The following is a 24219-nucleotide window of genomic DNA, read 5'->3' as shown; positions in this document are numbered from 1 at the left end:
GCAATCAGGATGCATCGATCAGCGCGGCGATGCGCTGGTTCAATTCGGTATTTTCCGCCTGCAGCTGCGCCACCTTCTGTTTCAGGCTGGCGATCTCGCCGCGCAGGCGTTCCGCTTCGGACGGCGTCTGCGCCGCATTCTCGGCCCACGGCTCGTTGCCCGTTTCCGGCGTATCCTGCGACACGTGGGGTGCCTTCGGCTCGCGCGGCGTGCGCGTGGCGGCGCGCTGTTCGCGGATTTCCTTGGCCGCCTGGCGCAGCAGTTTCTTGCCGCCGGCGACAGCGGCCACCTGCTCTTCCGGCGGCAGGGACGCCACGGTGGCCGCCGCATTGATGGAGATCGTGCCCGAACGGACGGCTTCCACCAGTTCCGGCGAAGCCGCTTTCTGGATCTTCTCGATCTGGCTGATCTGGTTGCTGCTCAAGCGGGCCGCCTTGGCCACTTCTTCGCGCGTGCTCATGGCCGGCTTCGGCGCGTTTTCGCCATCCGGCGCATCCTGGGCACTGACGGGCGCCGGGCTGCGCGCGGCGACGATTTCCTTCTTGCGCAGGGCCAGCACGCCGCGCTGGAAGTCCGACACGCTGCGGCGCGCCAGGTGATTGTCGATCATCCACAGCATGACGTCGTCGAGCGAGGTAAAGCTGGTGTTCTGGATGGTCTTGAATTCGATGCCGTGCTGGCGGCAGATGGCGTAGCGGTTATGCCCGTCGATCAGCACGTCGTTCCACAGCACCAGCGCATCGCGGCAGCCTTCGGCCAGCAGGCTACGTTCGAGCGCCGCGTACTCGCTGGCGGTGAGCGGATCGATATACGACTGCAGCACCTGATTGATAGTGATATTCATGGTTGTCCTCAATATTGCGGCGCGATGGTCCGCGCCGGCACGAATGCTACACCATCCGCCATCCCATAAAGCGGATCAAGGTCCGCCAACCCTCGTCACGACGGAAAAAAGCGCATTTTCTCTTTCTTTCACAGGCAACTGAACTTATCATTTGGCAATATTTAGCTACCATTCCCCCTACTCACGCCTGCTTGCGCATGAGCGCTCCGAAGACAAACAAGGAAATCAATGAAAAAGTTATGCCGCATCGCCGTCGCTGCCCTCGTACTCAGCGGGTGCGCCACCATGGAGGTCCGCGAGACGACCCGCACGATGGAGCGCATCGGCCATGATCCGCAATTGAACATCGTTTCAAAGGTCACTGCTGGTGAAGCACTGTTGTCCACATTCCAATACACAAGTAAAACGGGCTATCAGATTTACGATGGGCGCGCCGTGTCGATTGGCGGCGGACGTGTCGCCGTTATCGAGGGCGACTTCCTGTACCGCGCTGATGTCGAGGGAAAACCTGCCTACTGCACTGAACGGCAGGTATTCAATATGCTGCTGCCCGGAATGACCAAAAATGCCTGTTTTGCCGACCGCAACAATGATGGCCTACTGGACCAGGTAATGATCGCAAGCGATCTGGCGTGGTGGCATGAAGATGTCAGCCCCGGCATCAAATTCGGCCCGGGAGTGGAAACTGCACCTATCGACAGGTCCATCAATTCACAACTGTTATACCAGGGCTACAGCAATAAAACCTTGCGCATTGCCTACCGGGAGTATGCGGGCGACCTGGCACGGCCGTCGTTTTCGCAAGACTTATCGTTTGAGATCACCAGTTTTCCTGCGGAAGTCACCTTCAGGAAAATCAGGATCCAGGTACGCAGCGCAGGAAATCAGGGCCTGGAATATCAGATTCTTGGCGGCTATTGATCCTCACGAGCAAGCTGCGATCCAAGCAGATATAGCATGAAAAGAAAGTACGCCACCGCGATCATTTTTACCGTTGCCGCCATCGGCTTCACCTGGGTCAGCCCCTATATCGCCATGTACCGCATCAGCATCGCGGCGAAATCCGTGCGCCTGGAAAACCTGGCGCAGCAGGCCGACCTGCCCGCCGTGCGCGCCAGCGTGGCGCGCCAGTTGCGGGCGGCCGGCGAAACGGCCAACGAAGACGATTTCAAGGAAATGCTCGACACCATCGTCTCGCCGCCCGGCATTACGGTATTGATCCTGCACGGCAAGCAGGGAGCAGACGGCAAGCGCCACGACTTTGGCATGGCATACCGCTCGTGGAACGAAGTGGTGCTGCGGCGCAGCGGCGCTGGCCCCGCCGCCAGCCAATTTTTGCTGCGCCGCCATGGCATCTGGGATTGGAAACTGACGGACATCACCTTGCCGCCGGAATTACTCTGACGAAACTTGATCTAAAACAACACTTACCTAAACTACCATATTGATTTTGGGAAATATTATGTAGAATGCCAACACTTCAGGCGCACGGGTCGCCAGGCATCCAAAAGATTGCACAATGAAAAGAATGATGCTTCTTGCTGTAGTGGCACTGGTCGCGCTGGCTGGCGTCTTCTATGGCAGCCCGTATTTCACCATGAACAAGATACGCGCGGCCACGATGGACGAGGATACGCAGGCCCTGGCCGCGCATATCGACCTGCCCCAGCTGCGCGGCAGCCTGGGGCAGCAACTGCATGCCCTGTTCTCGGCGCCGGAAGTGGCCGACGACATCAGCCCCGACGTTATCGACCCTTTACTCGATACCATGCTGATGCCCGAGGGCATCGTCGCCTTGATGAAGCTCAATGACCGCTACGAACACCCGATCGCCAAGGTCAGCGATATCAGCGGCCGCAAGCGTACAACCAAACCCGACTACAAACTGCGCTACACCTCCTGGGACAGCGTCGTGGTGCAGCGCGCGCACAGCAAAAGCCATATCGGCGAGCTGACCCTGGCGCGCGACGGCCTGTGGCACTGGAAGCTGGTGTCGGTGGCCCTGCCGAAAAACTTGCTGGCCGACGCGTAAGGCGCCAGGCCCGCGTAGCGGCAAACCAGCGGCGGTGCGACACTGCTATCATCGGGTTTTGATTTCCAACGGAGGCAACATGTCAGACCTGGTACAACACGCCCTGACCCACGCGGGCAAACCGGCCACCACGCCGTGGGTGGTGACCCTGACCAGCGGTGAGAAACTCACCGGCCCCATTTCCCCGCTCAGTGACGGCTGCTACGCCATCGGCCTGGGACAAATCAAGTATTTTTCCAGCGACAAGGTCGCCTGCCTGAATGTATCGGGCGCCGGCGCGTTTCCCATCTGAAGACCCTGGCTATGGACCGCACGCAGGACAGTCCGCAAGGCAACGCACACCTGGCGGCGCAGTTGCAGGCGCTGGAAGCGGCGCTGCAAAGCCAGGCGGTACGCGCTGACAGCGCCAGGCTGGCAGCTCTGCTGGCCGACGAGTTCGTCGAATTCGGCAGCTCGGGCAATCTCTGGACGCGCGCGGCGACCTTGGCAGATCTGCCGGCAGAAGATTTTTGCCTGCGCAGCATCAGCGATTTCCAGGCCCGCTTGCTGGCCGAGGATGTTGCCTTCGTTACCTACCGCTCGCAGCGGCACGCCAGCAGCGCCCTGCCCGCCAGCGCCAGCTTGCGCAGTTCGCTGTGGAAGTGGCGCGATGGCCGCTGGCAAATGGCCTTTCACCAGGGCACGCCGATTCCCGGCTGATCCGCCTCCCCTCGGACGCTTTCCCACGCCCCATCCACTGGCGCGGGAACAAGCCGCACATGTCGAAATTTGTTTTTTGGCCTGTAAAATCTCATTGATTTACTGAATTTTTTATGCAAAAATGATTTTAATAAATAAAACAAATAAATTATTTAAATCGGTTTTCAAGTAACGCGATCCTCACACCACGAATCCGTGTTCTGGATAGAGAAGCACTGCGCAGGCCACGACCCGTTGCCAGGCAATCGCCTGCCCCCCGTCCCGCGCAAGCCCCTTTCTAATCGTCAGCACGTATTTTTGGGAGAGACATCATGGATAAATTCACCGTACGCACCCAGCTCACTCTGGCTTTCGGCCTGCTGGTCTTTTTCCTCATCGGCATCTCGGTCTTGTCCGTGCGCAGTTTTTCCACCTTCAACACCGGCTTTGACCAGTATGTCAACGGCATCACGGCCCGCGCCAATACGGCGCACCGCGTGCGTGACGCGATCGACATGCGTGCCGTGGCGGCCAGGAACCTGGTACTCGTCACCAAGCCGGAAGACCTGGAAATCGAACGCAGACAGGTCTTGCAAGCGCACGCCGATGTCGTCAAGAACATGCAGCTGCTGCTGCAGCTGGCACAGCAGCCGGAGGTATCGGACGAGGTGCGCGCCATCATCAACAAGATCGACAGCATCGAAAAACGCTATGCTCCCGTGGCCCTAGGCATCGTGGACCTGGCGCTGCAAAAGAAAACCGAACAAGCCATCGTCAAGATGAACGAGGAATGCCGCCCGCTGCTGGCCGCCCTCGTCGCCGCCAGCAATGAATATTTCGCCCTGACGGACCAGCGCTCCGCCGTCATCCTGCAGGAAGACAACGAACGCTACATTCTCAACAGGAATATCCTGATCGGCGCCAGCTTGCTGTCCATCGTGCTGGCGGCCCTGGCGGGTTGGCTCATCACGCGTCACCTGCTCAAGGCGCTGGGCGCCGAACCGAAACAGCTGTGCGACGCCGTCAGCCTGCTTGCCGCCGGCGACCTGACAGGAAAACTCAGCGTCGCTCCGAACGATAGCGTCAGCGTGCTGTCGGCGCTGCAGCGCATGCAGGTGTCGCTGACTTCGGTAGTCTCGTCCGTGCGCCAGGATTCCGATACGGTAGCCCTTGCCGCCGCGGAAATTTCCACTGGCAATAGCGACCTGTCGCTGCGCACGGAACAGCAAGCCAGTTCACTGGAAGAAACCGCTTCCTCGATGGAAGAACTCACCAGCACCGTGCGCAAGAATGCAGAAAATGCCCGCGAAGCCAATGTGCTGGCCACGACCGCATCGGACGTCGCCAGCAAGGGCGGCGCCGTGGTGGGGCAAGTGATGGGCACCATGGACCTGATCAGCGAATCGTCGCGCAAGATTGTCGACATCATCAGCGTCATTGACGGCATCGCCTTCCAGACCAATATCCTGGCCCTGAATGCCGCCGTGGAAGCGGCGCGTGCCGGCGAACAGGGCCGCGGCTTCGCCGTCGTGGCCACCGAAGTGCGGGGCCTGGCCCAGCGCAGCGCCAGCGCGGCCAAGGAAATCAAGACGCTGATCGACGATTCCGTGAGCCGCGTCGATGCGGGCGCCAGGCTGGCGGCGCAAGCGGGTACGACGATGTCCGAGGTGGTCGCCAGTGTCGCCCGCGTCAGCAACATCATCGCTGACATCACGATGGCCAGCCAGGAACAGTCCAACGGCATCGAGCAGATCAATCAGGCGGTGGCCCAGATGGATAACGTCACGCAACAAAACGCGTCGCTGGTGGAAGAAGCGGCGGCGGCGGCCGAATCCCTGCGCGACCAGGCCAGCCACCTGGTGCAGACGGTGAGCATCTTCAAGACGCACGACGGCCATGTGGCGGCGCCCACGCCAGCACCGGCGCGCGCCAGCCGCAAGCCGCTGCGCCTGGTACCGGCCCCGGCCGGCAGCACCGTCAAGCGCCAGGCCGCGCCGGCAAAACACCGTGCCGTGCAAGCGGACACAGTGACGGCCGGCGATTGGGAAGAGTTTTAAGCGTTAAACAGATAGGGGCATGCCGTCACGCATGCCCCCTTCACGCGCGCAGGAGATAACCGCCACCGGCACCATCCCCCTGTCGCGCAGCAACAACACGCCCCTGCCGAAAAAATCCGCGGCAGTTGTTGTATTTCCACTGTCCGGACATGGGCAGCACGGCAAAAGCCATCCCTCTTTTTGCGCTCCCGCAGGAAACCCCATCCCCATGCCAGGCCACTTTTGCGCTCGCGCAAGCCTGGCGGCACTCCACTATGCACCCGCCAGATATTGACGACAAATACGATTTTATTCGTGTATTCAGTCGAAACGGATATGAATAGCCATCGCTGGAAAATGGCATGAATACCAAAACTTTCCGTGCTAGCATGATTTTTCGTCCAGCTGGCCAGCGCCAGCTTGCAGCGCCCCAACAACCTTCACCGACAGGAGCCGTTTCATGATGACACCGCATGCCAGCACACGCGCCAGCACAATACGCCACACCCTGATTGCCCTGGCTATCACTGCCGCCTTCCCCCTGCAGGCGATGGCGCAGGCACAGGACAGCATCCCGGCGCCAGCCGCCGACGCGCCTGCGGCTCCGGCGGCACAGGCCGGCCCTGGCCAGCTGGAAACGGTGATCGTGACGGCGCAGCGGCGCGCGGAAAACATCAAGGACGTGCCCATGTCCATCGCCACCCTGAAAGGCGACAAGCTCGACACCCTGACAGCCGGCGGCGCCGACATCCGCTTCCTCAACAGCCGCTCGCCCAGCGTGTCCGTCGAATCGGATTACGGCCGTACCTTTCCCCGCTTCTACATTCGCGGTCTGGGCAATACCGACTTCGACCTGAATGCCTCGCAGCCCGTGGGGCTGGTGATGGATGACGTGGTGCAGGAAAACGCCATGCTGAAGGGTTTTCCCGTGTTTGACGTCGATCAGGTCGAAGTGTTGCGCGGCCCGCAAGGCACCTTGTTCGGCCGCAACTCGCCGGCCGGCGTGATCAAGTTCGATTCCGCCAAGCCCGTCTTCAAGACGGAAGGCTACCTGAGCGGCGGCTTCGGCAAGGATGGCATGAAGAACCTGGAAGGCGCCTTCAACGTGCCCGTCAGCGACACGGTGGCCCTGCGCTTTTCCGGCCAGACACAGCGCCGCGACGACCGCGTGCACAACCCGCGCCCGACCGGCACGCGCGACTTCGAAGGCTATGAAGACAGCGCAGGCCGCCTGCAGGTACTGGTCAAGCCCACGCGCGATTTCAGCGCCCTGTTCAACGTGCACGCGCGCAACCTCGACGGCACGGCCACGCTGTTCCGCGCCAATATCCTCAAGCAAGGCACCAACGACCTGGTCGACGGCTTTGATTACGATAACTACCCGACCGACGGCATCAACCGCCAGCACCTGAAAACCAAGGGCGGCAGCATGCGCCTGAAATGGGACTTGCCCGGCGTCACCCTGCATTCGATCACCGGCTACGAAAAACTCGATTTCTTCAGCCGCGCCGACGTCGACGGCGGCTATGGCGCCGTGTATGCCCCGCCGATGGGCCCGGGCTTCATCCCCTTCGTCGTGGAAACGGCCGACGTGATCCCCAACCACAAGCAGATTTCGCAGGAATTTCGCGCCGAATCGTCTGCCCGCGGCCCGCTGCAATGGATAGCCGGCTTGTTCTACTTCAAGGAAGATATCCAGATCGACAGCATCAGCTTTGACAGCCTGGCGCCCGGCAATCCGCAAAACAGCGCCTACGCCACGCAAAACCAGAGCTCGAAGTCGTATGCGGCCTTCGGCTCGCTCAACTACACGGTCTCGGACGCCCTGAAACTGCGCGCCGGCCTGCGCTACACGACCGACAAGAAGGATTTCTCCGCCAAGCGGGTGGAAGCGACCACGGCCGGCCCCTTCAACCTGAACGACACCTCGCACAACATCAGCTGGGACTTGAGCGGCACCTATGTGCTGACGCCGGAAACCAATGCCTACGCGCGCATCGCCACCGGCTACCGCGCGCCGTCGATGCAGGGCCGCCTGAACGGCCTGGCCGACCGCCCTTCGTTTGCCGGCGCCGAGAAAGCGCTGTCCGTCGAAGCGGGCATCAAGCAGGACCTGTTCGACAAGCGCGCGCGCCTGAGCGTGGCCGTGTTCCAGTATCGTGTAAAAGACAAGCAGCTGACGGCTGGCAGTGGCGCCGTCAACATGAACCAGCTGATCAACGCCGACAAGGCCACGGGCAGTGGCGTGGAACTCGATTTCCAGGCTAACCTCAGCGATTCGCTCAGCATGACCCTGGGCGGCAGCTATAACCACACGGAGATCCAGGACAAGAAGCTGTTCGTGCAGAGCTGCGGCAACGCGCAAAACAACCCGGCCAGCGGCTGTACCGTTACCGATCCGCTGGGCCCGTTCAAGGGCACGGCCTACATCGACGGCAACCCGCTGCCGCGCGCGCCGGAATGGCAAACCAACTTCACCTTGAAATACAGCATTCCCCTCGCCAATGGCGAGTTCTACGCCTACACGGACTGGGCCTACCGCACCAGCTACAATTTCTTCCTGTATGAAGCGAAAGAATACAAGGCAAAGGAATTGCTCGAAGGCGGCTTGCGCGTCGGCTACAAATGGGATCGCTATGAACTGTCCGCGTACGGGCGCAACATCACCAACCAGATCCAGTCGCTGGGCGCCATCGATTTCGACAACCTGACGGGCATCATCAACGAACCACGCACATATGGGGTGCAGTTCAAGGCGACGTTCTGATTTTTATTGCTGGCGGCAACGCCAAAGCATGTCGGTGGGAGCAGCCGTCCGGTGAAAACCGGGCGGTTTTTTTATGCGCTCTCGCGTGCGCCTGCATTTACGCGCATGCGTCCGTAGAAAGCCTGTGCGCATGAGATGAACCACAGGCGCTCTCCTCGATGGCCTGTACAAGCGGGCTGCCATCTGGTCTCTGCATATAAAGAAAAGCGGCCAAGGGCTTAGCTTGGCCGCTCTACGTGGCTGAGGGCTAGAGGGTCAAAAAGGTCTGGACCGGTGATGGGCTGTTCAACAAACCGGTCACAGCTTTTTGGTACAAGGCTTCGAATTGCTCCAAAACGGTGGGATTGTAAATTTCTTCACTCTCTCTGACGCTTTCAAGCCATGCGATGTCTTTTTCTGTAATACCCACGTTTCTCATCCATTGCAAGGAATTTAATTTTGTAGGTTGAGCAGTTACGGTCATCTAGATCTCCTGAAAAGGTAACGGACAAGACTGTCCCCCATGAATACGCTATCAACATCCGCATGGGAGACAGCCCTGTCCAAATCTAGAATTCTTGAATATACAACAGGTATTGCCGGCAAAAAAATCTTGCGGTCAATTTTATTTCATGCTCGCCTTAGAAAATACGTTCGTAGCAAGCAATCTTCAATTTTTTCAGCCACAGACAATCAGATAGCATCCAAGGATAACTAACCATTGCACCAGGTTTCCGTCACGATAAAAATGAAATTTTTTCCGCGTAGGCGATTAAATAAACTGATCACTTGAATATGCCAGTGGCAAGCTCAAGGAATTGATTTGATGTCGAAATAATATGATCAATGCCGTTTGACGGCATTCGGATAATAACATAAAGTGACATCAAACATTTCCCAAAAGAAATTCTCTGTGCAAATATTATTCATTATGCCCTTCGTCTTGCGCCGAGACTGGAATGTGTACACAATATCCTTGTGCCTGCCACAGTGAGTATTCTGCCAACTGTTCAATTTATATCCAATGCCAACATGACTTCTCCTGACTTTGCTGATGACTCCTTGGAAATATCCGTATCTGTGCCTGTCAACACCTCAATCACGGAAGATGGTTTTGTCTTGAAAAATGTTGACAAGATTGAACGCATTCGAACCCGGATGGATAGCCGCATGACCGTGAGCCTGTACTCCTGGCAGGCAAGCCGTGAAATCAGGCGTGACTTTAATTTATTAAGCTGCAAAATATTTACCCGCGGCCAGGATAAGCGCTTTCTGGCGCAGGTACGGGAACTGCTGCTTGAGATGGTCACTGAAGGAGAGTTTCTGAAAGCAGATGCCTTGCCATTTTTTGATGGCGCCCTTCCCGAGCCAATGCACTTCCCATTACGTATCGTTTGCCCTGAAGCAGGCTTGTTATTACGTGCGTTCCAAGATGCCGACAAGCCAATCGCTTATCTAAACCTGGCTGCCAGTTCAGGCAAGCTTGACAGAATAGCGGCCAATGACATGGCCTTTCCTTTCCTGGCGGCTTATCGTAACTTGAAAATGTTCTTGCTAGGCATTAATACCTCAAAGGAGACTGCCCAGGCCTTGGGCGAGCAGGCGGGTATCTCCTAAAGGATCGGCACATGGCGACAACGGCCGCATGCGTGGCACACCGTGTGTGTACTGTAATTACGCCACATTGTTGATTTTACTAGTGAATAATGCGCTCTCCGACATTTCCAGGTTCCGAATATTGCGCTGACAAACTAACCTCGCCAATATCTTATACGGCCGCGGTCCAGATGTGTAAACCGCTTTCCTGGATAAAAGCCAACTCCTCCGCCCGCCAAATATAGCCCAAAGCGGGCGATCGCTTCGGGACTGACTCCCTGTATCCGCAAGTCGAGTGCCTGCGCTCTGGTATGCAGGCTATTGCGTACTCCTCCTTCCGAGGCATTGGTGCGAGGGTCCCGGTAGCCGGACGTGATAATTAATGGCCGGTCCACACCGAAACTACGAATCCATCCGTAGACGCCCCGCGCAATATCCAGCGTGACCAAATCAAACTGCACAGCTCTGTTGACGTGGATGTCCCGCAACAGCTGGCATATTGCGATATACCCTTCAGGCACAATTTTTCCGTCTGCCCAATACACAGCGCGCACCTCTTCCCCGGAATCCGGACGCCGCAGCCACAATTCCCGCGGCAGGTCCCAAAAGCCAGCCTGCTGGGCTAATGCCGGCGTTGCTATCGATGCGACGGCGCCGGCTGCGGCAAGCAGCAATCTGCGCCGGCCAGGCTGCACGATGCAATCGATCCCGTCCGGGGGTGGAAGGATTATCGTATCCGGCATTTTTGCAGCGCTTCCGCGGCGGCTTTACCTTCAGCCATTTTACGGCTTGCTCCGACGCCGGAGGTGGTAATGCCGAGTTTCTGGATTGTGCAGGTGACCTCAATTCTTTGCTCAACGGAGTCCTTCGACTCGCGCAAAATAGCGTATTTTGGAAGTGCGATCCCATTTCCCTGCAGGTGTTCCTGCAGCGCGGTTTTAGGATCCTTGTCTAGATTGATCGCACCGCTGACAAGCAGCGCCTGCAGGTGGTGCCGGATCACTTTTCTTGTCGCATTAAAACCCTGGTCTATATAAGCGGCGCCAATGAGCGCCTCTACCGCGTCAGCAAGCATCGACGGGCCAGTTTGCGTGCGGCTGTCGCTATGTTCCACACGAAGATAGGTGGCCACGTCAATGCGCTTGGCGATCTGCGCCAGGCTGTCCTGACGCACCAGGGCAGCCCGGATGCGCGACATATTTCCTTCAGTCATACGGGGAAATTGTTCGAATAGCCAAAGTGCGGTTTCGCAATTAAGCAAAGCGTCGCCGATAAACTCCAGGCGTTCATTGTTCATGGGGCCGCAACTGCGGTGACTCAGCGCCTGCTGAAGTAAATCCTGATTCACGAATACATGACCAAATCTGTTTTGAAGCTCGACCACATCACCCCCTAAGTATTGCTTCAGGATAACAATGATCAATTCCAGGCCACAGCAGAAAAGGCGTGCAATTCCGTTAAGAATCGTCTTTAAATCCTCGTGCATTTCCGTACGTTCAGCCAGACGGCGCTTGATACAGTGTGTGCCTTAACTGCCTCCAGGCGGCATGCCCGATGCCGCAATCTCATGTCAAGCCACCGTCAAGCATTCGAAATTTCTCCAGTATCTTCATTTACCGGTGGTGCGCAGATCCCCTTCGAACTTCAGCCGATTGTGAGCATTGCTGAAAATCGCATCGTCGCGTACGAACTTCTCTTTCGCGGGAACCGCAAAATGCCATGGGTCGACGTGGACAGAGCCGTCCTGCTGCATCTTTCAAGCCAGTGTTTTACTTCCATCGACATCTATGTCAACCTGACAAATGAAACCCTGCTGGAGGTATCCTCCGAGGTTTTTTCCCGGGCCACGCAATTGAATTCAGTCGTCTTCGAAGTGAGCGAAACCCTCGGTAGCGCCACTGATTTTGGCCTCGTGGCTGACAAGGTGAATTTACTGGCACAACGTGGTGTGCGCTTTTCGGTGGATGATTTCGGTAGCGGGCAAGATGGTTTATTACGCCTGTACTCATTGGATCGAGTCGAATCGGTAAAAATCGACGGTGCATTTCTGGCGCGGAGTATCCGGCGGCCGGATGCAGCCCGGGTGCTGTGTGCGTTGATCGCGCAATGGAAGCAGAATGGCATTGCCGTCATCGCCGAATGCGTGGAAACGGCTGAACTGCTGGCGTTCGCAGCCTTGATCGGAGTTGAACGGGTGCAAGGATGGCATGTCGATACAATGCATCCCCCGATCCAGCTGTCAAGCCTGTGGCCGCCATCGTGGGCATAGATGGCGTTCTGGCTGCTAGCTGAAGCAAGGCGCAACAAACGATATTACCGCACGCTTGCCTCCGAGTTGAACAATTTCAGTTACCCTCCTCCTGCATTGCGCATGCCGCCGCACGGTCTTCGCAACCTAGTGAGCAAGCCGAGGCAAGTGCAATACAAAACCTCCTCGCTTGCTCACTGTCCCCGAATCCAGCCGCGAGCGCTCCACTCTTCTATACGCCTGCGGACTTTGGCGGCATAGAGATCGCGCTTAGCCGGTGTTTCGCTGTGATAGGCGCCAACGGCCGTGTAGTTGTTCCCATGCTTGCTCATTTTCTTCTTCAGCAGCCAGGCAGCCACGTAAATTGACTTGCACGCATCAAACATGTCGGTCGCGCCGATGCCGTACTTGGCAAGCTCAGGCAGGTGAACGCTATTGATGCCTGTCATGCCGCGGTCGACCGATCCATTGTTGTTCGACACAATCGTTCTCGGCCTGAAATCGGATTCGACCGACGCAATGCCACGCAGTATCCAAGGATTGACCTGGTGAAAAAGAGCCGCGTCATCAAAACAGTCCGCTCTTGCAGCTTGAATGGAGCCGGCCAACAGCACGGCAAATGCTAACTTTTTGAGCATTCCAGTTAATTCCAAAAAAATTAAATCTTTCACAGAAAAACACACGGGCAGTGAATAAAGATGGCCAGCCTAACTCAACGCCATCAAAATCGTCAGAAAAATAGGCCGTTCTCGATGGATCTCGTACCGGCCATGAAATTCTTTTCAGGCCAGGCCTGCCAATCAGAATGCTTTCCATGTATCTCACCAATCCGAAAGGGCCTGGAGGCTTCCACGGCACATCAATTCTATGGCCAATGGCTGCTCCTTTTTCTGGCATAAGCCCCTTATTTATGGATTGAATCAAATTAGTGCAACTCCACCTTGGCAAAATAAAGAAAATGCGTTAAAGTTTCACTGTCGCAACTGCGGCACGGCAACACCACCCATTCATACTCCAATCCCCCATACTTCATCAATATTCAATTATTGATGAGGCATCCTCAAGTCTCTCCTATTTCTCACAGCCGCACCGCGGCAAGGAAATAGCACATCTCCCTCTACACACTTCACCCATTTACTCTTTTCACCTTCAGCAATCCGCTTTTCAAAAACTGTTTCTGACGTCATCGCATCTTTCATGGAAGCCTTAAAAACTCCATAAAAGAACTTCGCATGACTTAATTTTCCACCACGACCTTAACTTTCTGCACAAAAACTTGTTTCGACATTTTTCAACAGTTGCATCCACAGCAATTCAATAAACCTTCAAACCAATAGGAAACAAAATGAAATCAATTAAAACTAGCGTGTACGTGACGGCCCTTGCAACTCTGTTGGTTGCGTGCGGTGGCGGTGGTAGCGACAGTGGTAATAACACCGGCATCGGTGTAACGCCACCTGTAATTCCGCCAGTATCGCCTCCAACAACGCCGCCTGTAACTCCACCTATTCTTCCACCTGTCAATCCTCCCATAACACCTCCTGTCCTGGAATCAACAATTCAAAAAGAAGTGCTTGCCGCTACCTATGCTGCCAATACGGAGCAAAGAAATGCCTATAATTATCTGAACGCGCAGCGTCTGGCGTGCGGATTTGGACAACTGCAGCAGGATGCAAATCTTGATGTTGTTGCACAAGGTCACGCAAGTTATTTGTCGGCAAATCATTTGATGAGCCACTACCAAGACAAAATAGCCTATCCAAATGGTTTTACTGGTAAAACACTTGCTGATCGTTTTGCTGCAGCAAGTTATGCCGCAGTCTCTGGCGCGGAAGTGCTGACAGCACCATATGCAGAAACTTATTACCAGTCTTATGGATTTTCCTATGGTCAATCCGCAGTAATGGATCTGCTTGCAAGTCCGTATCATGGCAATGGCATGCTGCAAGGTGAGCGTGATGTAGGCGTCGGCTATGGCGTTACGGATACATATTGGAGACGCGTTGTCATCAATATGGGATCCACGTCAGAACGTCCACGTCAACAACTTGCAGCTGATCAGGTAGTGACATTTCCATGTGCTGGCACAAGTGGAATTCTTTCGAAGACATATACCAACGAAATTCCATCACCGATCGCTGGCCGTGATTTACTGGACAATCCAATTGGCCATCCAATCTATGTCAAAGTACGCGATGGGAATTCTTTGGTGTTGAGCGGGTACGTTTTAAGAAAAGATGGAACCAATACTGACATTCCATTGCAATTACTCAACAAGGAGAATGATGCGAACGGACTTATTGCGGATGCATCGGTTGCAATTCTTATGCCTTTAGTTCCTCTTGAGCGAAATTCATTATATGCATTCACCTCAACAGGAAAAAATTCCGGAGCTTCAATATCAATTTCACTAACCTTCACAACAGGAAATTACTAAAACACAATCGCCAAATGAAATAACATAAAATAGATTTTCAATTAGGCATTAAATTTCACCCAAAGCATTTGCTTTGGGTGTTTTTCTTTATAAATTTATGTTTTAAAACACGAATAAGTATAAATGGTGAAATTAACCCAGCTATTACCCTCACCAGAAGAATTATTCGACAACCAATTTGACACCTCCCCAACAATATAACCGGGCGGGCATTCGTCGTAAACATTCTTCCCGACAACATATTTCACTCGATATCCCTGACAAGTGGAAGTAACGGCAAATTTTGCATTGACTGAGTTTGCGTTATAAGTACCCGTGGCAATGCCGCACATGGCGCCCTGACGGTCGCCCCCGGATGTGCCTGCAGCGCCAGTAGCACCGGTTGCGCCAGTAGCGCCAGTAGCACCTGCCGGGCCAGGAATCGCGGGAGGAATAAAATTCTCCACGCGTAGACTGATCCCAGTTAATTTATCTTGGCCAGTGGAATCTACCGCTTGAGCGTAGGCTGCCAACGATGAAAGCAACAATGCAGACATCAAGGAAAAATTAATAATTTTTTTCAATTTCATACTCCTTTTATAATCATAAGTAATAACAATAAGTCTGTGCGATCATAATTCCTTTAACCGGATTACCTTCGCCATCCTGGACATAAACATTCCAAGGCCCGGATCCCGTAGCAAAGTGGTTGATATAACCAATTTGCTCTTCGCTGCGCGGCACCAGATAAATTTTTGGAACGCCATTGGCCAAACAGCTTGGCGCAGGAACGAATGTCCCCTGAGTGGTGGTAGAGACCGTAACCATGGTCGCGGCTTGAAAAGCGAATTTGCCCATGCGCCCCACCAGATCAACCCACACGCCTCCCTGGCAAATCAATGACGAGCCACCAGAGGTTTGGGAGATGGCGGTTTCCGGGCTACATGCAGACCCGGCGATTGACGTTCTTGTGAAGTTTCTTAGCGGTACGAACACGCCGGACTGGCACACCAGCGTTTCTTGATTGCCGCTGTTGACGGCTATCCCCCCCTCCACGGAACAAGGTGCTCCGGAGCTGCTCGTGACGAGCGCCGGATTCCGCCAGCTTCCGCCTCGGCAAACCAGGATACCGGCGGCAGCATTCGATGACTGGGTATTGGCAATGTCATTTTCTTTGGTGCAGCCGCCCCCTGGAAATGCCTGCGTTGCGGCATTCAGCAGTGCGCCAGAGACGCGTCCCGAGTTGCCATCCAGTGTCGCACTCGGGCTTCCCCCATTGTCTGTCACGCCGATACTGGCCGTATTGGGATCGAGGTAGGCCCGCACCAGGCAGTTGGTTGCGCGGGATACGATCTCGCCGTTCTTGTACAGAGCTGCCCTGAGGCAGGCCTCGATATCCGAGGCACTGATCGACTCGCTTGAAGAAACTTCCTTGCCGAACGCCCCTTTTCCGGCCACGCTGAGGTCTCCGCGCAAGCTCGGATCACGGTTATCGTTGATGCGGACAAACTGGCTCAGGCCCGAAGCCCCATAGCCGAAACGCGCCACGACAACACCGGCCGGATTGCCGGCGACAGGATTTGGCGTTGATCCGGCGCCGCCCAGATACATCACTCGGGATGGGTCGGGCAGGATGGAAAAACCGGCATTCACCCCGACTTTCTCGGCCATTGCGGATATGGCAGGCCCATCCGCTTCGTTCGTTCCGGCGCTCTGGATCGGCTTATCGATATAGACCCGGCCGCTAACATCGCACTGCTCGCCAGCGCCAGTTTCCCAGCACCGGTCAGGTGTCCGCTCAACTTCGAACCGGAACTTGCCGGGCGCCTGTCCGTTGCTGAAAAAGGATACGGCCGAGAAACCGCTTTGCAGGTAACCCAGCTGGATCAGGTTGCTAATAGTCGGCCGCATGGTTTGACCTTCGGCATTACCCGCACTGAGCGTGTATCCGTTTTTTGTGACCGCCGCGCCTCGCTGAAGCGCGAGATAATTTTCCTGCGCGTATGTCTCGCCTGCGGTGCGCGCAATAGCCAATGCGCCCCCCTGCGCGGAAGCGAAATTCAGCTTGCGTGCCAGCGCGGATGCCTGCATCGCGCCAAGCGCCACGACTGCGGATACGAGCAACGCAAGCGTTACTTCGATCATGGCGAAACCAGCCTGCGATTCTCGTTGATGGGGATTGGTTTGTGTCATATGAAAAACATTTGATACTGGAGCAGGCGTTCGTCAGATAGCCTGCGCTCCAGCGGTTTAGGTGCCGGAACGGCCAATTGCCCAGGTGATGGTGACATCGGTAGCCGATTCGCATGCGGTCGCCAAAGTTGCGGCGTTCAACGTGGCATCGGCGGCTTTGGCGGTCGAGCTGCCCACGGTAATCCGACGCGCGAGCGATTGTGTCGCGCTGACAATGTCGTAGCATTGAGCGGACGGCACCTTCGTGAAGGCCAGGTTCGCCACGTCATTATCGACAGTGATGGTAGCTGGCGCCACGGTCACCGTCCCGCCCCACATATTCGATGCGGTATCGGCTGTGCCGTCACGAAAGTTGCGCGGGATCGCGCCGGACTTGACGGCGATCGCGGTCGTCAGGGAGCCATACTCATTGTTCATGCCAAAGTTCTTGCGAAGGTCGCCCGCGATGATGGTAATCGCGCTGGCAACAGCGTTATTCTCTTCCTTGCGTGACGTATCGCGATAGTTCAGAAAAGCCTTGCCGACGATGACGGCAACCACGATTAATGCGATCACCAATGTGAGCATAAAGTCGCCCGCCTGCTGGCGATGCTTGTAGAGGGAAGTCTTGACGAGATTGTTTTCATGTTCGAACTGCATAGATACCTTTCAGTTTTGGTTTTGAGTTGCAAGAGTGTTGCCTGGTTGCTTAGATGCTTTCTTCTCCATCTCCCTTTGTATTTGGCGGATCGGATCCATTTCCTGCTCCATGGAGTTGCTTATGTTCATCAGTCCGAGGTATAGGAACATGACCAGCCCGACAACGATTGCGATGTAAGTGAAGTTCAGGACCGCAGCATTTTTCGTAACCTGCTCCCTCGCCTCTGTATTACCTTTCGTGCCGACTTCAATAATGACGTCACTAAAACTTGGCGTATTTCGTATGGAGCTGCCGAGTCTGGCCAGCAGTTTTTGGGAAACAAGACCTTTGGAAAAAGCCTCGACATACTCGGTCGGCCTGGCGTTCAAATGATTCAAAATGCGCCGTATGTGCAGCCGCAGCCAGGGCGATGCATCTTTATGGATCGCTTCAAGCGACTCCTTCAAGTTGCGTCCGGTTCCTAACCAGACCGCCAAGGCGGAGAAAACCAGTCCAGCCTGGAAGTCCCGATACATCGACAACGGTATTAACCAGGGTGCGACTGGCGTCAGCCACATCGCCAGGGTAGGATTGCATTTTTCCATTTTCAGCCGCAGCGGGCCGCGCCATGTGGGAAGGCGGGACAGAAAGAACAATACAAGGACCAGCGTGATCAGACAGATTGAAAGCCCGTGGTTATTGATGACGTTTGCAGTGATGCGAACAGCATTGTTAAATGGGGTCCAAACCTCTTGCGGAGCGGTCTTCTCGATAGCGGGAATCGCTTTGGAACTGATCATGTAGCCCAGGGCTGCGGCACCCGGCAGTATCAGCATCGGCTTCACCGCTGCCATGGCGATGGCTTTCTTGGCCTCCATTTGATCGTCGATCGCATTTGCCAGAACCCTCAGGGTTGTTGGCTGGTCCTTCGAACGGTCAACTGCACTAAGCATCAGCCTATCCTCTGTCGGCATGATTTCCCCAATGGTCGCCCTGATCGAGTGGTTGCTGCCGGACGTGAGCAAGCGCAGTACATGCCGCATGGCATATGCCTTGGAACGGGAGCGTGTTATGGGATTTCTGGCGAGTTTCAACTCCGCTTCCACGAAGTCGCGCAGCGGCTCGGTCTTTTCCACGGATTTTGCCAACTCACGGTAGAAGTCACTTCGTCCGACACGAAAGTCAAAGAGTTGGAATGTATTTTTGATTGTTTTTAAACGTCGCAGCATATTTATTTCCCAGGTATTGCAAAGCGGGCGAATGATCCAAACGGCGCCACATTCCGTGGATCCGTGAGACCGCATATCGCCTTGAACAACGTATGTTCAAATACCGTTTTCCCACGCATGTCCGATGTATCAAATCGCTTGTCCGAATCTGAGCGGAAATGCCAATACGCTTCAATGTCTCGGCCTTCCCGTGTCAGTTGAAGCCAGCGCTCGTCTGGAATCATCATTTCGGCCACAACCGTTTGACCCTTGATGCCACGGCCACGGCAGCAATTGCAGCCGCCATCTCTTCGCAAGAAGAAGTTGTCTCGCGGGAGATCAAAGCGTGTTTCGAAAATCGCCATATCATGGTGAATCCGATGCAGTTCCATGTCGGCGCCGTAACGCGTTCCCGCGATACCATGGGCGAATCTGGTTTCTCCCACATCCTGTATTGCGATCTTGCAAGTCGGACATAACAGCGGCACCAACGCCTGGTAGGACAGAAGGCCGAGTACATTGGGTGCTGTCAGGACGCTCCGGTTCAGGCCTATGCTTTGATCGGTTAGGCGCGGGACGATACCGGAGATAAACTGGGCGTGAAGCGTTCCCATCGCCATGTGGCCAGTAAAGACAATTTCTTGCGCAGCTGCCCCGCTCGACCGGTCTCGTATTTCGCCAATAAATGCGGCATCCAGGTCGCCACGCAGAAGATCCATCACGATTCCATTGAATTCCCGCTCGCTTCCGGCACGATCTTGCAGATTGCGTTGAAAGCTGATCTGATGCACACCCTTCAGCCGCAATTCGATCGGGTCTTCAATGGAAAAAAATGCCTGCCTTCCGTTGCCCGGGTGGCTTTCCCAAAATGATTGCGCGGTGGTCGTCTTTCCTGAGCCCGTGATGCCCGCGAGGATATTTATTTTCGGCGGCCCATAGGGAACCTCCTGGAACAAATCGATGTGTTCGGATGCATATCCCAACTCCTCGAACGTTCGTGATGGCGCATCGCTATCCGTATTAAGCAGCCGGCAAACGATCTTCGGTCCCGTTGGGCTTCGAAAGGATTGATAGCGCATCGCTATTTTTTTACCGTCAATCACTCGGCTTTTAATCATCGCGCTCGCATTGACGTCGTCTTGAAACTGCGATTCGGTATTGGATCCGGTTTGTACATTGTTGGTATAGGCCCAGCTCACGGCACCGCGCAATTGGGTGGCCGTGAAAATACCTTTATCTTTGCCTGGAAGCGGCTCAAGCTCTCCATCGATGCGGATCTGTACCGTTCCGCGTTCATTCTCGCAAACACAATGAATGTCGGAGGCGCCGGCACGCACAGCGATGTCGCCGATCGACTCGAAAAGCGTCTTCCACTCTGAGGAAGACGAGGCTTCCTCGCCACCGAATTGAGAAATGCGATGTTGATAATCATCAACCAGAGACTTGATGACCGCCAGCGAGCACGGAATCTGTCCACTCTCGACATGGTAGCCATGACTAACCAGCTTGGTACGCAGGTTGGTCAACGTCGCGCTGAGGTTGCCGGCATACTCTGGATCAACAATTATCGTTGCCCTTCCCTTGCTCTGCGTGATTGCTGCAACGGCATACTCCTGACCTTTGGGAATCTTGTACTGTCCCAGTTGATCGCCACCACTAACCAGCAGAATCTTGCCATCACCCAATTGGTCAAGATGCTCAACCTTTAAGGTGCGCCCAGTATGCAGCTGGCCCGCTGAATCAGCGCCGCCTGAAGCATGTTCAAGGCGCTGTCCCGCAGGCCTCACGGTGACCATCGTGCCAGGGCCAATGGGGTGCTCGGGATGGTTATTTCCTCGGAAAAGTGTGAGCATGCCTACCGCCTACTTCAACGATTGGCCAACAGCCATCAACCTGGAGGCAGGCGCTTTGACTTTCTTTTTTTGTGCACCTTTCAACGATGAAGCGTTGGCCGGCATTTCAAGATATACCTTGCCATTGGCAATATTCTTGATTTGCCATTGCTTGATGGTGTCACCGGCTTCCAGTTGCAGAAGTTCGCCGTCGGGCATGCGGAATCCAGCCTTTTCGTCACCGGCGGCACCAGCAACGTATTCGATTTTCGGGTAGATTTTTGGAGCACGATACAGTTTAGGAAATTCAGCCGGAGGCACAGCGGCAGATGGCGCTGTGCTCATCAATCCTAACTTTTGAAACGCTTCGGCAGTGAGTTGTTGGCGCTGCGCATCGGCCACCTGCTGGATGGATAGAACGCCAGTGGGCGGCGTTTGTATTGCCTGCGCAATTGCCGGCGCGGCTGGAACATGCGCAGTTTTTGCGGATGCAGAAACGGATGGCGCCGCCTGGCCGGCCTTTGCCTGATCCGTTTTGGACGGCTCGGCCTTCGCCGGCAATATGGGGGCCCGTACGGTTGATGGCGGGCTGGCGACGAGGGGCGAATTCGTTTTGCCACTGCCCTCTGGTACTGGCATCTGTTGTGCGATCGCGGAAGTTGCCAGAGCAACAGCCGCCAATGTAGGTAGCAGTTTAGCGAACATATGTGGTGCCTTTTAGGGTAATTTTGAGTTGCTCGGATTTCCCGCCAGGAGAAAAGGTAATGGCAATGCTTTGCCACCACACGGATGCGGGAGTTCCATTAATGATGTCTTCGGCAAATGGGAATGGCGCTGTTACCGAGATCGGCCGAGCGATTACCGCGCTACCCCTTGGAAGACGGCTCCCATCGCCAATTGGGGGCTTGGGCCATGTCACAAAATCTTTCACCGGTTCGTCGATCGCAATGCCCGCATTGCGCCACAGCTGGAACGTATTGATGTTGCCTATCGTTGCTTGAGACTCTGTTTCAAATTGGCTCAATGAAGAAAGACCAGACGATTTGAGCTTCGACTTCCAGGCAAACAGCGAGACCTCTTCGTTGCTTTCTGCCAGATAGGTTTCCTGCTGACGTGCAGCAATTAGCGTATTCGTCGTTCCGCCCATGCGGTCCCAGAATGAGACGCAGCGCGAACGGTCGCACTCAATTTTCCGAAGCATCCAGCCCTGAGACCATACGGGGTAATTTTGCAGTTGGGCTAACGTCGCCTTGATCGAGGCACGCTCAAAGCCCAACGCACCGATATTGTCAGTCAATGCGGCTTGATAGGAAGGCATGGGGTTTTCCGCATCCAATGCAGCCTGGGCCGCGGCCAGCCTCCTGCTGGACTGTTCCTGATCATAGTAATAAACGCTGGCTGCTATGAGGACTGCGGCCAGCGTACCCAGCATGGCAACCGACCTTTTAAGCGGAATTTTTGCCAAGCGCGTGGATTTGCTTGCACAAGTCCAAAGCTGGCTTTCGCTTATCAGCTCGGCGAATGGGTGTATCTCTGTTTCATTGCTATAAATGGTATGCCCAAGGCAACCAAAACTGCCATTGATGACCGCCTCAAGAAAGGCCAGCGCGTCCGTGTCGGCCTTGAGCATGTCGACAACGGGTAAGCCGTCTTGTACCACGACAATTGCCACGGCCGAGTCAAGACGCCATGCCAGAACCATATTGGCGTTCTCGGGATACGCGCGCGCAAACACGGCGGCCAATGAGTGCTGTTCCCGCCCGGTAGGCTCCTCAATTTCGGCCAGGTTGGCCGTGCCGATGGTGGCCGACACCATCCCCGCGACGTTCGCCGCATGGATAATAATACGGTCAGCACCGTGATCACCCGCAATGGTTCGCACTTCCCTTGTGATCGTGTTGCCGGACCGGTAATGCTGAAGAACACTCCAGTCCAGGCCAGCAATCATTACGCGCTTCTTTTCTTTAAAGATAAGCTGAGTCATATCATTTTGAACTTTAAAGAATGACTGGGCGAACGAAAATGACAAAGTTCTCCCGCTGCATTTCTATCTTGCGGCTCCCCCCCCAACCGATCGATGCACCTTCCGCCAGTGACCGCTGATCCGTGGTCGTAACCAGGCGCGACAGGCCGGAAATCGCAATCACCTCACCTGGTTTCAATGCCACGGTGTATTGGTCGTTGACACTGCTGACCCGGGGTGTCTGGACCTTCTGAATAGTCAAACCGCTGCCAACGGTAACGTCAAACAGGCCGAGCAGATCCGACAAGGAAACACCGAATTTCAACAGCACGGTGTTGTTGTCCAGGATTTGCGGAAGAGCGACATACTGGTCGCCTGTCGTGATCTTGTCGGTTTTCAAGCCAGGGGCGCCCACTCCAGTCGAGCTTGCCGGTCCCGGAGTCGTCTCAGCCAAGTAGCCTTCCGTGGACAAGCGGGATTTCTTCGCCCAGGTCCGATTCAGGGCCAATAGAGAAACCGGGCGATATTGCACGCTTGTGCCGTATTGCTTCAGCAGGTTCACGATCACGGACGAATTGCCGAAACGCGCACTGGTGTTCGAGTTGTTTCCATCACCAGTATTCAGGATGTTCAGACCAATGCTGCCGCTTGTGGCGCCAGTCAGGGTGGATGGCGAGGTGATATTGGCACCGTAAATACCGGAGAGGGTATTAAACACAGCGGACCAGTTCAAGCCACGCTCGTCGTTGTCTGCCGTTCGCACGGAATAGATATCGAATTGGATCTGCGCCTGCCGGAGCATGGAAGTATTTTCCGATTTGAGGAAATCACGGACCTGACTCTGCATTTCACGCGACGTTTTCACGACCATGCGTCCAGAACCTTCAGAGCGGGTCACCGTTGAGCCAGGCACCGAGGAAATCATTTGCTTGACAGCCACCATGATTGAATTGACGGCATCGGCCTCTTTTTCACTTTCCTTCACTTCCAGCTGTGTCGATGCAGTTTGAGATGCGCCAGCGCCAGCAGTTCCACTGGAACCATTCGACGCCCCCCCGGTTGACATCGAATAATTGGTCTGGCCAGAAAAAGCCGCAACCTCATGGAATTCAGTGACGTACTTCATGATCACCACCGTGTTGTCGCGAAATTCCCAGGCCAGGCCAAGGCGATCAGTCAAGTGATTCAGAAAGCCCACCAAGGTGCCGTTCCACTTCATCTCCAGCGAATCAACAAGCACCTGCGGTGCCCCTGACTGAGGTGCAAAGGTATTTTGAATGAGCGGCAAAGGGCTTGGCGACAGCTGTCCAAGAGCTTGTGGATTAAATGGCGCAGGCGCGGCGCCACGTTGCACGCCCGCCTCGCCGTTGCGGGCCCACCCTTCCAGTGCATCCGGTTGTACGCGCACGGCAACGCCGGTCAACTCGGTCAATCGTGTGGCCACCGTGGTCAGCGATACAAAACGATTCTCCTTCTTGTCATTGAATTCGAGCCAGTACTTGGTTTTAAAAACCGACGGCAATTTGTCATCGTTTGTAACAGGAACCATTTGGGAACCCAGCCAAGCCTTTTTGGAGCGGCGCAGAACGGGCATGTTTGACTGCTCTGCGGCCAGCTTGTCCGCGTAATCGGATGATCCTCGCGTGGCGCCGCCGCCTTTGGGCGCAATGCCTCCCGTTCCCATCGAGGCTTTGTTAAGCGCGTTGCTGACATCATCGCTGGCGGCGCGCTGCAGTTGAGGCGACGTGCAGGCGGAAAGCAGGAATAGACCCAGCGGTATAATTTTCTTCATGATTTCAAATTTAAGG

The 24219-nt window shown here is 55.3% G+C and carries 23 protein-coding genes; 10 read left to right on the top strand and 13 right to left on the bottom strand.

The window, feature by feature from the left end; translation table 11 throughout:
• Positions 1-4: 4 nt before the first annotated feature.
• Positions 5-844, bottom strand: coding sequence for a hypothetical protein (locus IGS58_RS09720; protein ID WP_230521206.1), 840 nt, complete (start codon positions 842-844; stop codon positions 5-7).
• A gap of 228 nt (positions 845-1072) precedes the next feature.
• On the opposite strand from IGS58_RS09720, the gene IGS58_RS09715 reads away from it, so the two are divergent.
• The 7 genes from IGS58_RS09715 (at position 1073) to IGS58_RS09680 (ending at position 8357) form a co-directional block, all read left to right on the top strand.
• The gene (locus tag IGS58_RS09715; protein ID WP_230521205.1) at positions 1073-1765 is read left to right on the top strand and encodes a hypothetical protein; all 693 of its coding nucleotides are present in this window, start codon (positions 1073-1075) and stop codon (positions 1763-1765) included.
• A 36-nt stretch (positions 1766-1801) separates the two neighbouring features.
• Entirely contained in the window at positions 1802-2248 is a 447-nt protein-coding gene (locus tag IGS58_RS09710; RefSeq protein WP_176375957.1) for a DUF2939 domain-containing protein, read from the top strand.
• 124 nt (positions 2249-2372) lie between these two features.
• Complete coding sequence (locus IGS58_RS09705) at positions 2373-2876, top strand: DUF2939 domain-containing protein (RefSeq protein WP_230521204.1); 504 nt, start codon at positions 2373-2375, stop codon at positions 2874-2876.
• A 79-nt stretch (positions 2877-2955) separates the two neighbouring features.
• Entirely contained in the window at positions 2956-3168 is a 213-nt protein-coding gene (locus IGS58_RS09700; protein WP_092605562.1) for a hypothetical protein, read from the top strand.
• Positions 3169-3179: 11 nt separating this feature from the next.
• Positions 3180-3575 (top strand): nuclear transport factor 2 family protein, encoded by a 396-nt coding sequence (locus IGS58_RS09695; RefSeq protein WP_070281944.1) that lies wholly within the window; start codon positions 3180-3182, stop codon positions 3573-3575.
• Between the two features lie 311 nt (positions 3576-3886).
• Positions 3887-5611: a methyl-accepting chemotaxis protein gene (locus IGS58_RS29160; protein ID WP_329957980.1), complete on the top strand. Its 1725-nt coding sequence runs from the start codon at positions 3887-3889 to the stop codon at positions 5609-5611.
• A 442-nt stretch (positions 5612-6053) separates the two neighbouring features.
• A complete protein-coding gene (locus tag IGS58_RS09680) occupies positions 6054-8357 on the top strand; it encodes a TonB-dependent receptor (RefSeq protein ID WP_230522220.1) in 2304 nt (767 codons plus the stop codon).
• Between the two features lie 247 nt (positions 8358-8604).
• Here the strand turns inward: IGS58_RS09680 and IGS58_RS09675 are convergent, their stop codons facing one another.
• Complete coding sequence (locus IGS58_RS09675; RefSeq protein WP_139144189.1) at positions 8605-8820, bottom strand: hypothetical protein; 216 nt, start codon at positions 8818-8820, stop codon at positions 8605-8607.
• A gap of 548 nt (positions 8821-9368) precedes the next feature.
• On the opposite strand from IGS58_RS09675, the gene IGS58_RS09670 reads away from it, so the two are divergent.
• Positions 9369-9953, top strand: coding sequence for a hypothetical protein (locus IGS58_RS09670; RefSeq protein WP_230521203.1), 585 nt, complete (start codon positions 9369-9371; stop codon positions 9951-9953).
• Between the two features lie 134 nt (positions 9954-10087).
• Here the strand turns inward: IGS58_RS09670 and IGS58_RS09665 are convergent, their stop codons facing one another.
• Positions 10088-10675, bottom strand: coding sequence for a YcbK family protein (locus IGS58_RS09665; RefSeq protein ID WP_081345708.1), 588 nt, complete (start codon positions 10673-10675; stop codon positions 10088-10090).
• Positions 10660-11418, bottom strand: a complete 759-nt coding sequence (gene rnc / locus IGS58_RS09660; protein ID WP_081345709.1) for a ribonuclease III — start codon at positions 11416-11418, stop codon at positions 10660-10662. The genes IGS58_RS09665 and rnc overlap by 16 nt, the downstream gene beginning before the upstream one ends.
• 81 nt (positions 11419-11499) lie before the next feature.
• Between rnc and IGS58_RS09655 the strand changes: the two genes are divergently transcribed.
• Positions 11500-12201: an EAL domain-containing protein gene (locus tag IGS58_RS09655; RefSeq protein ID WP_230521202.1), complete on the top strand. Its 702-nt coding sequence runs from the start codon at positions 11500-11502 to the stop codon at positions 12199-12201.
• Positions 12202-12374: 173 nt separating this feature from the next.
• On the opposite strand, the gene IGS58_RS09650 is transcribed toward IGS58_RS09655, so the two are convergent.
• A complete protein-coding gene (locus IGS58_RS09650) occupies positions 12375-12818 on the bottom strand; it encodes a lytic transglycosylase domain-containing protein (protein WP_070257628.1) in 444 nt (147 codons plus the stop codon).
• Positions 12819-13525: 707 nt separating this feature from the next.
• On the opposite strand from IGS58_RS09650, the gene IGS58_RS09645 reads away from it, so the two are divergent.
• Positions 13526-14617 (top strand): CAP domain-containing protein, encoded by a 1092-nt coding sequence (locus IGS58_RS09645; protein WP_230521201.1) that lies wholly within the window; start codon positions 13526-13528, stop codon positions 14615-14617.
• A gap of 95 nt (positions 14618-14712) precedes the next feature.
• Here IGS58_RS09645 and IGS58_RS09640 read toward each other — a convergent pair whose 3' ends face one another.
• The 8 genes from IGS58_RS09640 to IGS58_RS09605 are packed head-to-tail and all read right to left on the bottom strand — an operon-like array spanning position 14713 to position 24203.
• Positions 14713-15186: a hypothetical protein gene (locus tag IGS58_RS09640; protein ID WP_139144192.1), complete on the bottom strand. Its 474-nt coding sequence runs from the start codon at positions 15184-15186 to the stop codon at positions 14713-14715.
• Between the two features lie 13 nt (positions 15187-15199).
• Complete coding sequence (locus IGS58_RS09635) at positions 15200-16789, bottom strand: type IV pilus modification PilV family protein (protein ID WP_230521200.1); 1590 nt, start codon at positions 16787-16789, stop codon at positions 15200-15202.
• A 57-nt stretch (positions 16790-16846) separates the two neighbouring features.
• Positions 16847-17428, bottom strand: a complete 582-nt coding sequence (locus IGS58_RS09630) for a type 4 pilus major pilin (RefSeq protein ID WP_070257630.1) — start codon at positions 17426-17428, stop codon at positions 16847-16849.
• Between the two features lie 9 nt (positions 17429-17437).
• Positions 17438-18637, bottom strand: a complete 1200-nt coding sequence (locus IGS58_RS09625) for a hypothetical protein (protein WP_070257631.1) — start codon at positions 18635-18637, stop codon at positions 17438-17440.
• A 2-nt stretch (positions 18638-18639) separates the two neighbouring features.
• Positions 18640-20469 (bottom strand): ATPase, T2SS/T4P/T4SS family, encoded by a 1830-nt coding sequence (locus IGS58_RS09620; protein ID WP_230521199.1) that lies wholly within the window; start codon positions 20467-20469, stop codon positions 18640-18642.
• A 9-nt stretch (positions 20470-20478) separates the two neighbouring features.
• A complete protein-coding gene (locus IGS58_RS09615; RefSeq protein ID WP_230521198.1) occupies positions 20479-21153 on the bottom strand; it encodes a hypothetical protein in 675 nt (224 codons plus the stop codon).
• Entirely contained in the window at positions 21143-22477 is a 1335-nt protein-coding gene (locus IGS58_RS09610) for a type 4b pilus protein PilO2 (RefSeq protein ID WP_139144194.1), read from the bottom strand. The genes IGS58_RS09615 and IGS58_RS09610 overlap by 11 nt, the downstream gene beginning before the upstream one ends.
• Positions 22446-24203, bottom strand: a complete 1758-nt coding sequence (locus IGS58_RS09605) for a type II secretion system protein GspD (RefSeq protein WP_230521197.1) — start codon at positions 24201-24203, stop codon at positions 22446-22448. The genes IGS58_RS09610 and IGS58_RS09605 overlap by 32 nt, the downstream gene beginning before the upstream one ends.
• Positions 24204-24219 lie beyond the last annotated feature (16 nt).

The organism is Janthinobacterium sp. EB271-G4-7A (assembly GCF_020858075.1).
In the GTDB taxonomy this organism is placed as follows: Bacteria; Pseudomonadota; Gammaproteobacteria; order Burkholderiales; family Burkholderiaceae_D; genus Janthinobacterium; species Janthinobacterium lividum.
This window is presented reverse-complemented; position numbering and strand designations above follow the sequence as displayed.

Coding starts and splice junctions, on each gene's coding strand:
- IGS58_RS09720 (WP_230521206.1), bottom strand. CDS start 844: ATGAATATCACTATCAATCAGGTGCTGCAGTCGTATATCGATCCGCTC.
- IGS58_RS09715 (WP_230521205.1), top strand. CDS start 1,073: ATGAAAAAGTTATGCCGCATCGCCGTCGCTGCCCTCGTACTCAGCGGG.
- IGS58_RS09710 (WP_176375957.1), top strand. CDS start 1,802: ATGAAAAGAAAGTACGCCACCGCGATCATTTTTACCGTTGCCGCCATC.
- IGS58_RS09705 (WP_230521204.1), top strand. CDS start 2,373: ATGATGCTTCTTGCTGTAGTGGCACTGGTCGCGCTGGCTGGCGTCTTC.
- IGS58_RS09700 (WP_092605562.1), top strand. CDS start 2,956: ATGTCAGACCTGGTACAACACGCCCTGACCCACGCGGGCAAACCGGCC.
- IGS58_RS09695 (WP_070281944.1), top strand. CDS start 3,180: ATGGACCGCACGCAGGACAGTCCGCAAGGCAACGCACACCTGGCGGCG.
- IGS58_RS29160 (WP_329957980.1), top strand. CDS start 3,887: ATGGATAAATTCACCGTACGCACCCAGCTCACTCTGGCTTTCGGCCTG.
- IGS58_RS09680 (WP_230522220.1), top strand. CDS start 6,054: ATGACACCGCATGCCAGCACACGCGCCAGCACAATACGCCACACCCTG.
- IGS58_RS09675 (WP_139144189.1), bottom strand. CDS start 8,820: ATGACCGTAACTGCTCAACCTACAAAATTAAATTCCTTGCAATGGATG.
- IGS58_RS09670 (WP_230521203.1), top strand. CDS start 9,369: ATGACTTCTCCTGACTTTGCTGATGACTCCTTGGAAATATCCGTATCT.
- IGS58_RS09665 (WP_081345708.1), bottom strand. CDS start 10,675: ATGCCGGATACGATAATCCTTCCACCCCCGGACGGGATCGATTGCATC.
- rnc (WP_081345709.1), bottom strand. CDS start 11,418: ATGCACGAGGATTTAAAGACGATTCTTAACGGAATTGCACGCCTTTTC.
- IGS58_RS09655 (WP_230521202.1), top strand. CDS start 11,500: ATGTCAAGCCACCGTCAAGCATTCGAAATTTCTCCAGTATCTTCATTT.
- IGS58_RS09650 (WP_070257628.1), bottom strand. CDS start 12,818: ATGCTCAAAAAGTTAGCATTTGCCGTGCTGTTGGCCGGCTCCATTCAA.
- IGS58_RS09645 (WP_230521201.1), top strand. CDS start 13,526: ATGAAATCAATTAAAACTAGCGTGTACGTGACGGCCCTTGCAACTCTG.
- IGS58_RS09640 (WP_139144192.1), bottom strand. CDS start 15,186: ATGAAATTGAAAAAAATTATTAATTTTTCCTTGATGTCTGCATTGTTG.
- IGS58_RS09635 (WP_230521200.1), bottom strand. CDS start 16,789: ATGACACAAACCAATCCCCATCAACGAGAATCGCAGGCTGGTTTCGCC.
- IGS58_RS09630 (WP_070257630.1), bottom strand. CDS start 17,428: ATGCAGTTCGAACATGAAAACAATCTCGTCAAGACTTCCCTCTACAAG.
- IGS58_RS09625 (WP_070257631.1), bottom strand. CDS start 18,637: ATGCTGCGACGTTTAAAAACAATCAAAAATACATTCCAACTCTTTGAC.
- IGS58_RS09620 (WP_230521199.1), bottom strand. CDS start 20,469: ATGCTCACACTTTTCCGAGGAAATAACCATCCCGAGCACCCCATTGGC.
- IGS58_RS09615 (WP_230521198.1), bottom strand. CDS start 21,153: ATGTTCGCTAAACTGCTACCTACATTGGCGGCTGTTGCTCTGGCAACT.
- IGS58_RS09605 (WP_230521197.1), bottom strand. CDS start 24,203: ATGAAGAAAATTATACCGCTGGGTCTATTCCTGCTTTCCGCCTGCACG.